This window comes from Leisingera sp. MMG026 (genome assembly GCF_021654205.1).
Taxonomy (GTDB): domain Bacteria; phylum Pseudomonadota; class Alphaproteobacteria; order Rhodobacterales; family Rhodobacteraceae; genus Leisingera.
In genome coordinates this window covers 25,783-39,371 of the sequence record NZ_JAKFZM010000038.1, presented here as the reverse complement: position 1 = coordinate 39,371, position 13,589 = coordinate 25,783, and the positions used below count along the sequence as shown (strand labels likewise).

The 13,589-nt window shown below is 60.4% G+C and carries 9 protein-coding genes and 2 pseudogenes; 5 read left to right on the top strand and 6 right to left on the bottom strand.

Features of this window, described 5'->3' with window-relative positions:
• Nucleotides 1-37: 37 nt before the first annotated feature.
• The 3 genes and pseudogenes from L1069_RS18115 to L1069_RS18105 all read right to left on the bottom strand — a co-directional run.
• Nucleotides 38-1,060, bottom strand: a pseudogene (locus L1069_RS18115) (ISNCY family transposase); the annotation flags it as partial.
• A gap of 181 nt (nt 1,061-1,241) precedes the next feature.
• Nucleotides 1,242-3,500 (bottom strand): methyl-accepting chemotaxis protein, encoded by a 2,259-nt coding sequence (locus L1069_RS18110; RefSeq protein ID WP_237456618.1) that lies wholly within the window; start codon nt 3,498-3,500, stop codon nt 1,242-1,244.
• A gap of 458 nt (nt 3,501-3,958) precedes the next feature.
• Nucleotides 3,959-5,065 (bottom strand): annotated as a pseudogene (locus L1069_RS18105) (methyl-accepting chemotaxis protein); the annotation flags it as partial.
• A gap of 195 nt (nt 5,066-5,260) precedes the next feature.
• Between L1069_RS18105 and L1069_RS18100 the strand changes: the two are divergent.
• Nucleotides 5,261-5,710 carry an Lrp/AsnC family transcriptional regulator gene (locus L1069_RS18100; protein WP_129373023.1) on the top strand — a complete coding sequence of 150 codons (450 nt, stop codon included), beginning with the start codon at nt 5,261-5,263 and terminating at the stop codon, nt 5,708-5,710.
• An 85-nt stretch (nt 5,711-5,795) separates the two neighbouring features.
• On the opposite strand, the gene L1069_RS18095 is transcribed toward L1069_RS18100, so the two are convergent.
• Nucleotides 5,796-6,731, bottom strand: coding sequence for a LysR family transcriptional regulator (locus tag L1069_RS18095; RefSeq protein WP_129373024.1), 936 nt, complete (start codon nt 6,729-6,731; stop codon nt 5,796-5,798).
• Nucleotides 6,732-6,897: 166 nt separating this feature from the next.
• On the opposite strand from L1069_RS18095, the gene L1069_RS18090 reads away from it, so the two are divergent.
• From L1069_RS18090 to L1069_RS18075, 4 genes are all read left to right on the top strand, one after another.
• Entirely contained in the window at nt 6,898-7,911 is a 1,014-nt protein-coding gene (locus L1069_RS18090) for a TRAP transporter substrate-binding protein (RefSeq protein WP_129373025.1), read from the top strand.
• Between the two features lie 72 nt (nt 7,912-7,983).
• Nucleotides 7,984-8,520 carry a TRAP transporter small permease gene (locus L1069_RS18085; protein ID WP_129373026.1) on the top strand — a complete coding sequence of 179 codons (537 nt, stop codon included), beginning with the start codon at nt 7,984-7,986 and terminating at the stop codon, nt 8,518-8,520.
• 21 nt (nt 8,521-8,541) lie between these two features.
• On the top strand, nt 8,542-9,882 hold the full coding sequence (locus L1069_RS18080; protein ID WP_129373027.1) for a TRAP transporter large permease: 1,341 nt from the start codon (nt 8,542-8,544) through the stop codon (nt 9,880-9,882).
• 16 nt (nt 9,883-9,898) lie between these two features.
• Complete coding sequence (locus tag L1069_RS18075; protein WP_129373028.1) at nt 9,899-10,402, top strand: universal stress protein; 504 nt, start codon at nt 9,899-9,901, stop codon at nt 10,400-10,402.
• A 57-nt stretch (nt 10,403-10,459) separates the two neighbouring features.
• Here L1069_RS18075 and L1069_RS18070 read toward each other — a convergent pair whose 3' ends face one another.
• Both L1069_RS18070 and L1069_RS18065 read right to left on the bottom strand, forming a co-directional pair.
• Nucleotides 10,460-11,965, bottom strand: a complete 1,506-nt coding sequence (locus L1069_RS18070; RefSeq protein ID WP_237456617.1) for a M81 family metallopeptidase — start codon at nt 11,963-11,965, stop codon at nt 10,460-10,462.
• A complete protein-coding gene (locus L1069_RS18065; protein WP_237456616.1) occupies nt 11,962-13,584 on the bottom strand; it encodes an amidohydrolase in 1,623 nt (540 codons plus the stop codon). The genes L1069_RS18070 and L1069_RS18065 overlap by 4 nt, the downstream gene beginning before the upstream one ends.
• Nucleotides 13,585-13,589: the final 5 nt, after the last annotated feature.

Here is a 13,589-nt window from a genome sequence, read left to right as displayed (position 1 = left end):
ATGGCCGCTACAACGTGGGGCGCAAACGACGGTTACCTTCCAGCATGATCCGCTTGCGGTCATAGGAAAATGTGAGCTGCTTGCCGACATATCGGTTCTCACGCCAGCATAGAACTTCTGCCAGCCGGTCCGGCTCCACATTCAGCGCCCGGTGCAGGTTATCCGGTTTGGCCGGAGCCTTGGCAAATTTGGCGGTGAAGCGGTTCTTGAAGCCTTCAAGAAAGGCGTTTCCGGCCTCCATGTCGGAAGTACCCGCCAGCCTCAGCTCTTTGACAAGCCGGTCCTGAAGCGTCCGGTTCGCCCGTTCAACCCGGCCTTTGGCCTGAGAGCTGTTTGCGCAGAGGATCTCGATGTTCAGCTCATTCAGCGCGCGCCCGGACCGGGTCATGCCTGCGCCGTTCCTGGCATCGGTTTTAGCCACGCGGAACACGGTGTGCTTGTCGCTGTAAAAGGCCACCGGACGGCCATGCTGAACCAGATAACTTTCCAGCGCCTCGAAATAACTGAAGGTGCTTTCCGACTTCACAAAACGCAATTCCATCAAGGTGCTGGTGGCATCATCAATGAAGACGAGCAGGGTGCAGCGCAGCGCGCGATCCTCAAACCAGCGATGATCGGAACCGTCGATCTGGATCAGCTCGCCATAACATTCCCGGCGCAGGCGCGGCTGGTGGAACTGGCGCCGCTGTTTGCGGGACAGCCAAAGGCCGTCTTTGATCATCCATTTGCGCAAGGTCTCGCGGGACACCTTGATCCCGTGATGCTCACCCAGCATCTCAGCCGCCAGCGTCGGGCCGAAATCAGAATAATTTTCTTTGATCAGGCTCAGAGCATAGTCACGCTTCGCTTTGTGAAACCGGTTGTTCGGAGGCTTGCCGCGCGCCTTGTGACGGATCGCGGATGCGCCGTCCTGGCGGTACCGCTTCAACAGCCGGAATATTTGCCGCCGTGTCAGATCCAGCAGGTTCGCCGCATTATCAACGCTCAACCGACCATCATCGACCTGCGCCAGAACCTCAACGCGGTTCAACTCGCGCTCGCTCATCATCACCCATCCCAAGTCCGCTCGTCCTCGCTGCCTTATGCGAGGAGAGTGACACTTCTGCTTTGCCAATGGGTGACATTACTGCTTTGCGGCTGCAATGAAAAAGCCTGTAAACATGATTATGTTGAAAGAGCGGCCGGTTTGCAGGTTGTCTTCTGACTGGCGGAGGCGGAACATCAGCCAGTCAGGTTTGGTATTAGGCACTCAGGCGGCCGGGGGCGTTGTTGACCTCGTGGCTGGCTGCGGGGGCGGCGCTGCCGCTGCCCAGATCAAACCGGCCAATGATACCAGTCAGGCTGTGCGATTCATTTTGCAGCAGCTGGCTGGCAGCCGCGGCTTCCTCGGACATGGCGGCATTCTGCTGAGTCATATTGTCCAGCTGGTGCATGGCGCCGTCGATTTTTTCCAGCCCGCGCGATTGGGTGCGCACACCGTCGGCAATGTCGGTGACCAGCCCGGATACCGCCGAGACCTGTTCGATGATGCTGGTCAGCGCGTCCCCCGCACGGCCCACCATCGCGACGCCATTTGCCACGTGTTCCTCGCTGGCGGAGGTCAGTCCCTTGATCTGTCCGGCCGCATTTGAGGCCCGTTGCGCCAGGGCGCGCACTTCGGAGGCGACCACGGCAAAGCCTGCGCCGGCGGGGCCTGCGCGGGCGGCCTCCACCCCGGCATTGAGGGCCAGCAGGTTGGTCTGGAAGGCAATGTCGTCGATCATGTTGATAATTTTGGAAATCTCAGACGAGGCTTCCTGAATCTGGTCCATCGCGGCCACCGCAGAGGTCACCACATCGGTGCTTTGTTCCGCTTCACTGCGGGCGCCGCGCATGGTTTCATCCATCCGGCCCGCTTGGTCAGCGGTGTCGCGGATACCGCCGGTCAGCTCACGGATGGCGCCGGCGGTTTCTTCCAGCGTCGCTGCCTGGCTTTCGGTACGATGGGCCATTTCGGTAGCCGCGCCCCGTTGTTCCTCGGAGAACCGCCCGACGTTTTCCGCCGCCTCCACCACTTCGCCCATAGACCCGCGCAGCCGGTCAAGGCTGCGGTTGAAGTTTTCCCGCAAGGTCTCGTAATGCCCGTCAAAAGGCGCCTGAATGTCACAGGTCAGGTTGCCGCGCTGCAGCTCGGACAAGGCTGCGCTCATACTGTCGACCACAGCAGCGGTGTGGCGGGCGGCCTCGACTTCGCGCGCCGCTGCGGCGTCGGCCTCCTTCAGCTTGCCGCGGAAACTGTCAAGGCTGCGGGCCAGGTCGCCCAGCTCGTCACCGCGGTCGCGGCCCAGTATGTCGGTGTCATAGTTGTTGTCCGCCAGCGCATTTGTGGCCTCGCGCAGGGCATGGATCGGGCGGGTGACGCTGCGCGCCGCCAGCCAGGACACGCCGATGGCTGCCAGCAGAGCGGCGCCGATCAGCCCGGCGGCAATCAGCCGGATGCGTTCAACCACGGCAAAGGCAGTGTGTTCGTCGGTTTCCAGTACCAGCGACCAGTCAAAGCCGGGCAGCTCCAGCGGCATCACCAGAGCTATGGCACGTTCGCCCAGAGAGGAGGCAACCGCCTCAAACTGGCCGGCTTCGCGCGCCTTGGCGGCCTGGATCTGCGGGGTGTCCGGCATTTTCTGCAGCACCGGGAACAATCCCTCAACCGAGGACGGGCTGCGGGCCAGGCCGTCGCTGCTGGCAACAAAAATGTTCTGATGCGTGCCGCCCGACAGATTGCTGGTCAGCGCAGTGACGACGCCCTTGGTGCCCAGCTGCACGGCGATAACGCCGACTATCTGTTTGCGTTTGGAGAAGACGGGCGCGGCCAGGAAGGCTGCAACGCCATCGGGACTGTGGCTGTAGGCGGCAAAGTCTGCGGCGACCACCGTTCCGGCCTCTGCCTGCAGTGCGGCTTTGAATGCTTGGGCCAGTCCGCTGTCCGCATCCGGCGCGATACCGGTCAGAAAGTCATCCTGCTTTTTGACCGAGTAGACCACCTGCCCCTTGGCGCTGATCAGATAAAGGTCCTGATAGCCGTTCAGGCGCAGGCTTTGCAGGAAAGTGGGGTGATAGGTGACATGCGACTGGTTGTAATAGCTGCCGTCGCCCGCGTCTGTCAGCTCCTCGCGCTGCTGCGCTGGATGCGGGTTTTCTGCGGCATAGGTCTGTTTCAGATAGGCGATCGGGTCGTCTTCTTCGACCATGCCGATCACCCGTTCGAAGTTGCCGATCGCCCGGAATACTGCGGGCTGGCCGGCCAGGCTGGAAACATCGGACCGGGCTGCCCTGATCAGGAATTCCAGCGCCTGAGCGCCGGATTTGGCTTCTATCTTTTGCGCGGCAAAGGCGTTTTCCCGGATGCTGCGCTCAGCCATTGAATAAACCAGCAGTGACACGATAACGAGGAAGGCCCCGGTCAGCGCTACCATGATCAGCGGCAGCTTCAGCTTGAGCGGCAATTTCGTGGTCCGGGGCATTGGCGAAGGTCTCCTGCTAGCGGCGGCGCACCGGTTGCAGCCGGGGCCTATAGGTGTGTTAATCAGGAAAGTCCTGAAAAAGTGTGTACCGCAAGCCTATCGCAAATGAAGTTTTCCGGAATTCCGGGAAACTTGATGCCGCAAATTTGAATTTCAGATCCCATCGGTGGCAGCCGCGGGTTTTCCCTTATTATTCGTGTGTTTGCCACCGTATGTGTTCCGGAAATGCAAGCCTGGGTGGCGCAAACCGTCATGTAGGAACACATTCGAATTTGGGGATCTTGCAGGGAGTGCCCCGGCCTCAAGCTGCCCTTGGGTGAAGCGCCCGCAAAGGCCGGGTAACTTTCTGCGAGGCGTTTTTGCGGGTGCGCGGGCCGCGGAGAATCGTTCCCCTGGCCGTCCGAATGCGGCAGCCGGGACGCGGCACCATCGGGTACGGTGCTGTCAAGGCGGCGCTGGAATTCCTGCCAGAGATTCCGGGCGGCATTTCCGCGGCCGGTTTCGGGAGCCGCGCAAGGCGCCGGGCGGTCTCGGTTTCCCAGTCATCATCGCCATGCGCAGAAGGCCCCGGCTGGAGAGCAGCGATGGCCGGAGCGGGGGCAGCACTGCCGCCGGTTACCCGGAAATGCGCCACCAGTTCCGAGGGTTTGCCGGCATCAGTGTTCAGCATGTGGCCGGCTGCGGTGGCCTCTTCCACCATGGCTGCGTTCTGCTGGGTGACTTGGTCCAACTGGATGACACCTGTGTTGATCTCATTCAGCCCGGTCGATTGCCCGGCCGCACCTTCGGCAATGCCGGATACCAGCTGAGAAGTAAGGGCGACCTGCTCGACAGTGCTTTGCAGCGCCTCGCCTGCCTTGCCGATCAGATCGACACCGCGCTCTACTTATCTTGAGCTGTCGCCGATCAGCGTCTTGATCTCCATCGCCGCGTCTTTGGTCTGGAAAGCGATGTCGTCGATCACGCTGAGGATTTGCGAAATGTGTTTCGAGCTTTGTTCGATCTCCGCCATGGCGGTGACGGCATTTTGCACAATGGTGCGGTTGGATTCGGCCTGCAAGCGTGCCTCCGCCATGGTGGTTTCAACACTGCTGGCGCCTTCGGCAGCGGATTTGACCGAAGCGGTCAGCTCATCCAGCGCCGCAGCGGTCTGTTCCAGCGTGGCTGCCTGGCTTTCGGTGCGGTGCGACAGGTCGCCCGACGCCTGGCTTATCTCAGCGGCGCCATTGCGGATGCTGCCTGCCGCCCCAATCACCTGGGCTACAGTAGAACTCAGCGTTTCGGAGGTCAGGTTGAAGTCCAGGCGCAGTTCTTCATGTTCTTCCGGGAAGGCCTCGGTCAGATGGAAGGCAAAGTCGACCTTGGACAGGCGCGACAACCCGGTGCGCAAGCTGTCCACCACCTTTTGTTGCTGGCGCTGTGTTTCCGCACGTTCCTGGTCGGCGTTGCGGGCCTTTTTCAGGTCCCCCCTGCATTTCCACAAGTGTTCTGCCAATTGCGCCGATTTCATCCTGCCGGTCCGCCTCGGCAATGGCGATGTCCAGACCGCCTGCTGCCAATCGGTTTTCGGGGATGCGGCATGGCTGTTGTGGCAGCCGACGCAGACCTCAGACACCATCCGGTCGGCGACGGCCTCCCCGTTAAATCAGGGTTCTCGCGCGCGTCTTTGAGCGCGATGGCTGCAGATTTTCCAGCCCCGTGCGTCCGCGGTCTTGCGGATTCGAGTTGTCATTCCTGCCGAAGCAGGGGAAAAATCAGCTATGGATGAAAAAGACCACGATATCCTCCGGCTGATACAGTCCAACGCGCAACTGACCGCCGAAGCCATCAGCCATGAGATCGGCCTGTCGGCGCCGGCGGTGCAGAAACGGTTGAAAAAGCTCCGCGATACCGGTGTGATCGAAAAGGAAATCGCCATTCTGTCCCCGGCCCGGCTGGGGCGGGAGATGACGGTGATCGTGCAAGTGGTTCTGGAGCGCGAAAGCCGGATGCACTTGGACGCCTTCAAGCGCAAGATGCGCCAGGCCAGTCAGGTGCAGCAATGCTATTACACCACTGGCGAGGCTGATTTCATCCTTGTGATCATCGTGGGCGATATCAAGGAATATGAGGCCTTCACCCAGGAGTATTTCTTTGATGAATCCAATGTCAGCCGCTTTACCTCGTCGGTTGTAATGGACCGGGTCAAGGTGTCGCTGGACATCATTTAGGCACGGGGTCAGCGGCCGGAACTGGCCGGTTCGGGTTGATCTGCGTCGGATTTTGCCGGAGCAGCTGCGCGGCGGCTGAGCTGCATCAAACCTCTGCTGCCTGCCCCGAGTGCGCCGCAACCAGCGTGTCCAGAAACAGTTTGGTGATACGGTTTACCGCGGGCCGCTTGCGGGTGACGGCGGCAAACTGGCTGCGGTAAAAGACGTCTCTGGGCAGGACTTTGCGCATCAGGCCGCTGCCGACAAAACCGGCGGCCAGGTGATCCGGCAGAAATCCCAGATAGCTGCCCGACATGATCAGGATCGCCAGCGCCTGTTCGTTCTGCACCTTGGCAGAGCGGCGGAAGCCCAGTTTCTGCCCCACATGCAGGTTGGGTGAATTTACCCGGATGCCTGCATAATTCATCGCCTGCACATCCCGCAGGCCCAGGCTGGTGTGGTCGCAGTCAAAGAACGGATGCCCCTTGCCGCAATAAAGAAACATGTTTTCTCCATATAGCGGCATGTAATCCAGGCTGGGAGAAGGCCGGTGCAGCGCCAGGATGCCGATATCCAGCTGGCCGCTGATCACCTTGGTTTCAATCAGGTTCGGCGGCTCCAGCGACAGTTCGATCTCCACCGCAGGCGCGGCCTTGTTAAAGACCCGGATCCCGCCCGGCACAAAGGCTTCGGGGTTGGAGGCGCATTGGTCGAACAGGGCTATCCGGATGGTGCCGGCCATCTGCTGCTTGATCTCGTTCACTTCGGCGCGGAAATCCGACACCGAGGTTAGCAGTCCCTCGGCGGATTTCAGCACTTTGCTGCCGTCGTCCGTCAGCGAGAACCCCGCCGGGCCGCGGTTGCACAGCTTCAGATCCAGCCGCAGCTCCAGGTCGGCGATGTATTTTGAAATGGTCGATTTGCCGATGTTCAACTCGGTCTCGGCGGCGGCCAGCCCGCCGCTTTCGGCCACGGCCCTGAACACCCTGAGCAGTTTCAGATCGGCATCGGCGACATGTTTGACGTGTGTTTTGCGGCTCATCTTAAAGTTCGATATTTGTGAAACCTTGATATCAGAAGTTTACATTCTAGAAACATGAAACGCAATGTAGCCTCTCGCCAGCAAGGCAGGATCGGACTGGTGCAAGCGCTATGGAGGGCGTGCCAGCGCGCGCCTTGTCTTCAAGATGACAATACGGGAGGAAGTTATGTCATTTCTCAAAAAGGTCTGCACGCTGACCGCAGCCGTTTCTGCCGCCGCGATGCTGACCACCGGCGCTGTATCCGCCAAAAACTTTAAGATTGCGGTGGGCGACGGCGCCGGCAGCTCGCAGGAAGGCACCGGCAAGTTTTTCATTGAAGCGCTGGAAGCAAAATCCGGCGGTGCGCATACCGGCACCATGTTCCTCAACGGTCAGCTGGGCTCGGAGCAGGACACCGTGAACGAGGCCGCAATCGGCACCTTGGACATGTCCCTGCTGGCAATCAACAACGTCACACCGTTTTCGCCGTCGGTCGGCGTTTTCACCCTGCCGTATGTGATCCTGTCGCTGGAAGATGCGGAAAAACTGACCCAGGGTCCGATCGGCCAGGAACTGACCGAAAACACCATCCGTGATGCCGGCGTGCGCATCCTGGCCTGGACCTACACCGGGTTCCGCCGCCTGACCAACTCCAAGAAACCGGTCACCAATGTTGCCGACCTGCAGGATCTGGTCATCCGCGTTCCCAAGAACGAAATTATGATCGAGACCTACAAGTCCTGGGGCATCAACCCGACCCCGATGGCCTGGTCCGAGACCTTTACCGGTCTGCAGACCAAAGTTGTCGATGGCCAGGACAACCCCTACACCACCATCAACGCGATGAAGTTCTATGAAGTGCAGGAATATGTGACCAACCTGCGCTACATCTTCTCGATCGAGCCGCTGATCGTCTCCGAGGCGGTGTTCCAGGACCTGTCCGAAGAAGACCAGCAGATCCTGATCGAAGCGGGTAAGGAAGCGACCGTGAAATCGGCGCAGTATCTGCGCGACATCGAAGCCGAGATCAAAGAAGGCCTGCTGGCCAAGGGCATGCAGATCGACGATCCGGCAAATGATGAGGCCGAGTTCATCAAGCTGGCAACCGAAGCTGTGTGGCCGCAGTTCTATGACTCCATCGGCGGCGTCGAGAAGCTGAACACGGTGCTGACCACCATCGGCCGTGACCCGGTTCAGTAAGCCTCTGGTAAATATATAAAAAATAACAAAGCAGCGCCACGTGCGCTGCTTTGCACAGGGGAGGAGTACACAATGTTCTGGAAATTTCTGGACAATATAGAAAGCTATATCTGCCGCCTATTGCTGTCCGGCTTTGTCATTCTGCTGTTTGTGCAGATCGTCTCGCGCGAGGTGTTCGGCCATTCATTTTCATGGATCGAAGAACTGTCGGTCTACATGTTCGTCTGGTTTGTGTTTTTCGGTGCCAGCTATGCAGCCCTGAAAAGCGCGCACAACCGGGTGACGTTTCAATTCAAATTCCTGCCCGAACGCTACATCAAATACATCGAAGCTTTTGCAGATCTGTTCTGGATCTTCTTCAATGTGTATTTCATCTGGCTGGCCTACGACTTTGTCTTCAACAAGATGAACAAGTTCTGGAAATCCCAGACTTTGGGCGTCGAGATGAAATACGTCTACATGGTGCTGCCAATCGCCTTCACCCTGATGACCATCCGTATTCTGCAGGTGAACTACAAGAAGCTGATCAAGGGCGAGGAAATCCACGACCCCGATCAGATCGACCTTGATGAAATCAAGGCTGCCACCGAAGCAGAGCGCGGCAAGTAAGCGCCGGACAGGGAGAAAAACATGGAAACTCAAATCGTCTCAATTCTGTTCGGATCGTTCCTGGTGCTGTTGCTGATGGGCGCTCCGATCACGGTGGCGCTTGGCGTCGCCTCGCTGGTGTCGTTCCTGTACTTGGATGAGAACCCGATCAAATTTGTGCAGATCGCCTTTACCTCGGTCGGATCGTTCCCGCTGATGGCCCTGCCTGCCTTCATTCTGGCCGGCGCGCTGATGGAGGCTGCGGGGATCTCGAAACGCCTGATCAATGTCGCTGAAAGCCTGGCCGGGCCGTTCACCGGCGGTATTTCTGCCGCCACCGTGATGGCCTGCCTGTTCTTTGGCGCCATTTCCGGCTCCGGCCCGGCCACCACGGCCGCCGTTGGCATGCTGATGATCCCGGCAATGATCGACCGCGGCTATGAAAAAGGCTATGCCTCGGCAGTCACCGCATCGTCGGGCGGCCTCGGCATCATCATCCCGCCGTCGATTCCGATGGTGATTTTCGGCATTGCCGCCCTTGGCATGGCGCCGCCGCCGGAAGCGGTCGAGAAATTCGGCACTTTCCAGTCGGTCTCGATCTCGAAACTGTTCATCGCCGGCTTTATGCCCGCCTTCCTGATTGCCACCAGCCTGTTGATCCTGAACTACTTCATGTCGAAAAAGCGCGGCTACAAAGGCATGGCTGAGGGCTGGTCGTTCCGCAATGTCGGCTGCGAGATGTACCGGGGCTTTTGGTCGCTGATGGCGCCGCTGGTGATTCTGGGCGGTATCTACACCGGCTTCTTCACCCCGACCGAGGCCGCCATTGTCGCGATCTTCTATACACTGGCGGTTGGTGTGTTCATCTACCGCGAGCTGACCTGGTCGTCGCTGTTCCAATCGCTGGAGGCCACCACTTGGCTGACGGGCCGTGTTCTCTTGATCCTGTTCACTGCCACTGTGTTTGGCCGGCTGCTGGTGGAAAACCAGATCCCGGCAATCATCGCCGACAGCATGCTGAGCTTTACCCAGAACCTCTATGTGATCTGGGCGCTGATCATCTTCTTTTTGCTGTTTGTCGGCATGTTCATGGAAACCCTGGCAACCATCCTGATCCTGGTTCCGGTGATGCTGCCGGTGGCCTATTCGGTCGGCATCGACCCGATCCATTTCGGCGTGGTGATGGTCTGTACGCTGGGTATCGGTTTCCAGACACCGCCGTTGGGGGAAAACCTGTTCATTGCCTCGGGCATATCGAACATCTCGATCGAGCAGATATCGTTGCGCGCCCTGCCCTTTGCTGCGGTGAACACGATTGCGATTTTCGTTATCGCGTTCTTCCCGGAAATCTCGCTATGGCTGCCGCGGCTGTTTGGCTATTGATGTGAAAGGATCTGATATGAAACCGATGATCACCAACATCCTGTTTGCCACCGATCTGTCGCAGAACTCGCCCTACGCATTGCGCCATGCGGCCAGTCTGGCGCAGGCGACGGGGGCGGAAATCCACGTGCTGCACGTGAATGAGCCGATCTCGGATGATGCCAGGATCACCTTCGAGATGTTTGTGCTGAACGACGAAACCCGCAAATCAGCGGCCAAACGGCGGCACGAGATGGTGAAGAAGGTGCTGGCCGAACGGCAGGCCCGGTTCTGGGCGGCGCTGGAGGGCGATGATGCCAAGATCCGCGATCAGGTCACCTCGGTCGAGGTGACCGACGGCCACCCGGCAGAGGTGATCCTGCGCCGGTCGGTTGAGCTGGGCTGCGATCTGATTGTGCTGGGCGCCCATGATCACGGGTTCTCCCATACCTTCTTGGGCACTGTTGCCAAACGGGTGCTGCGCCGGTCGCAGATCCCGACGCTGGTGGTGCCCTACCAGAACGGCGAAGACGACGACTGATCCTCCCCCGCAAGCGGTGTCTATGGCCGCTTGCAAACTCCGCCCGTGCAACAAGCCTCAGGCTTTTGCAGGGGCGGCTTTTACGTTCGGATGCAGGTTTTTATAGGGAAACGAGCCCAGATCGCAGGGGAACACACCTGGTGCGGCAACCGCATAGACCGCACTTGCCACCGGCTCGAAATCGGCGCGGAAATGGGCGGTGCTTTTGACGCAGATGGTGCGGAAACTCTTTGGCTGCAGCCCGATGTGGGTGAAATGCGCCAGATCCAGGCATTGATTGCGGACGCTGGTCACCACAAGCGTGATATCCGCCTCGACCCCATGCAGCCGGATTGCGGCCGTGAGGCCGAGCGTGGCCACCCCGCCGCCATACATTTCGCCGGTGTAACGGCACATTCCATCGCCAAGCACGACCACTTGAAACTCTGCCTCATAGGGCTGATCACCGGGGGTGCCTGACCGCCCGCCAAGGGCGGCGCGAAAGATGCCCCCCTGCCCGGCCTCATGCGCCGCCTCTGCTGTAAGCGGATCATGAAACAGCCCCATCAGCACGCCTTGCGCACCCGCCTCGGCCAATGCTGCCAATAATTCCGTGGTGTCCGAGGTGCCGCCCGCACCCGGATTGTCCTGCACATCCGCCAGCACCACCGGCTTGCCCGCGCGCGGCTGACAGGCAAGCGCCGCGGCCTGCTGCGGCGTCAGCATCGGGTGTTCCGACTGCGATTCCAACTCGGCGAACAGCACCGCGATACGGTCAGCCGCTTGTTCTGCCGCCGCAGCTGTTGGGCCATAGGCAACGGATGAGGGCCGTGTGTCCGGGAAATCCGCCGCAGTGAACCCCAAAGCAATATCCGCAACAACCCCGCCCTGCTCCAGCGGCGGCAGAGATGCATAAAGCTGCTTACCGGGTGTTGCGCCAGTGTATTGCGCATGCAGCGGGATCAGATAATCCATCTGCCGGAACGCCTTACACAGCCGCTCCCCCGCCAGCAGCCTCTGCAGCACCGGCACGCAGCGCGCGCCGGTCTCTGCCATGTCCAAGTGCGGATAGGTCCGGAAAATCGCAATGTAAGAGGCCAGATCGACCGACGCCGCCGAGATATTGGCGTGCAGGTCCAGGCTGACCACGATGGGCAGGTCCGGCCCTACCAGGGCACGCACCCGGCGCAGGATCTCGCCCTCGCCGTCGGCATGTGTTTCCGTGACCATTGCCCCATGCAGGTCCAGGAATACCCCGTCCAGCGGCCCGGCAGCGCGCAAACCATCCAGCAGCTTGCCGCAGATGGTCTCAAAGGCGTGGTCCGTCACATGTGCTGACGGTTCCGCCGAAGCCCACAAAACCGGCAGCAGCGCCATGCCCGCCGCCTCAGCCGCTGCTGCAAATCCCGCGACGGGCAGGTTCATGCCGCGGGTCTCAGAGATCACTTCGGACCCATGCAGCATGGCAGGCCAGGAATCCGCCATCTCAAACTCCGCCAGCCCGGCCTTGGTGGTGCCAAAGCAATTGGTTTCATGCTGGAAACCGGCGATGGCAATGCGCGGTTGTTTTTGCAAGCCTGTCATTGTCCCTGCATCCAGACTGTTTTGCCGCGGCGGATGGTCTGCGTTACTTTGGTGCTCTCAATGCTGTCAGGGTCTTCCAGCGGATTGCGGTTCAGCACTGCAAAATCCGCCAGCTTGCCAGCCTCGATGGAGCCGCGGCTGTCCTCCTTGAAAACCTGCCAGGCGGCATCGATGGTCTGTGCGCGCAGGGCGGACAACACACTGATCCGCTGATCCTCGCCCAGCCGCCGCCCGCTGGCGGTCAGCCGGTTCACCGCGCAATGGGCCAGATGGATCGGCCGGGTCGGCGTCACCGAGGCATCATTGTGGATGGTGTAGCGCACGCCGAACCGCTCAGCCGAGGCACAGGGAGAGATCCGCCCGGCACGGTCCGGCCCCAGGAAAGTGTCGTAATGCCGGTCGCCCCAGAAATGCACATGTGCCGGAAAGAAGCTGACGGTGATCCCCAGTTTGGCCATCCGCTGCAACTGGTCGTCCCGCAGGGCCTGCCCGTGAATGATCGTGTGGCGGTGATCACCCCGCGGGTTGGCCTCCAGCGCTGCGGCGACCGCATCAATGAACATCTGCGCGCCGGCATCGCCGTTGCAATGACAATGGATCTGGTGGCCCAGATCATGCAGTTTCTTAACATCGCGGCGGTGGTCCGCTTCGGCTGCATAGGGCATCCCGCAGGGGTGCTCCGGGTCCGCAGGCCGGTGATAGGGCGCGCTGAGGTATGCGGTCTGCAGCTGAAACGCCCCGTCGGTGAACAGCTTGCGCGGGCCAAGTGTGAAATGCGGATTGCCGGGCCAGTCCAGTGCATCGGGACCATCCGTCAGCGCAGGTTCCAGCTCGCCGATGGGCAGCAGCATCAGGTCATAGCCAGGATCCTGACCGACGGGCAGCGAGGCGAAATGTTCCAGCATCTTGCGCGTGGCCCAGGCGTTTTGCGCATATGTCACACCATAAGACAGGTATTCATCGCGGCAGCTGTTGAAACCCGCCCAGAACCGTTCGCGGCTGATCAGGAAATCGGTGTCGCCCATCTCGCGCATTGCTGACAACCCCTCGATCAGACCAGTCAGCGCGCCGGTTTCCGGATCGCGCCCGAACCGCCCGCCCAAAGGATCGGGCGTGCCGCGGTTCACACCGTGAAGCTGCAATGCCAGTGAATTGGCTGATCCATTGTGGCCTGAGGCATGGATGACCCAAATGGGATGGTCCGTGGACACACTGTCCAGCTCGGCCCGGGTCGGCATCCGGCCCTCTGCGATGGCGGTATTGTCGAACAGCACCCCCATCACCCATTCCCCGGCAGGTGTTTCCGCCGCCCTTGCCCGCAGCCGGGCCAGCGCGGTCGGGATGTCGGGGCAGTCGCCGCTGGGGGCCGAGGCAAGATTGACCCGGAACAGCCGGATAAAGCCGGGATCAGGGAAATGCCCGTGCGGGTCGATGAAGGCGGGGATCAGGGTCTGGCCTTGCAGATCAACCTCTTGCGTGCCTGCTGGCATTTGCGCGCGCAGCTCGGACGCAGGTCCAGTCATGCGGATCGTTTCGCCGTCGGTCAGTACCGCCTCGGGTGTGGAATTGGCCGCATCCATCGTCAGGATCGGGCCATTGAAGTACAATGTGCGCGTCATGGTCT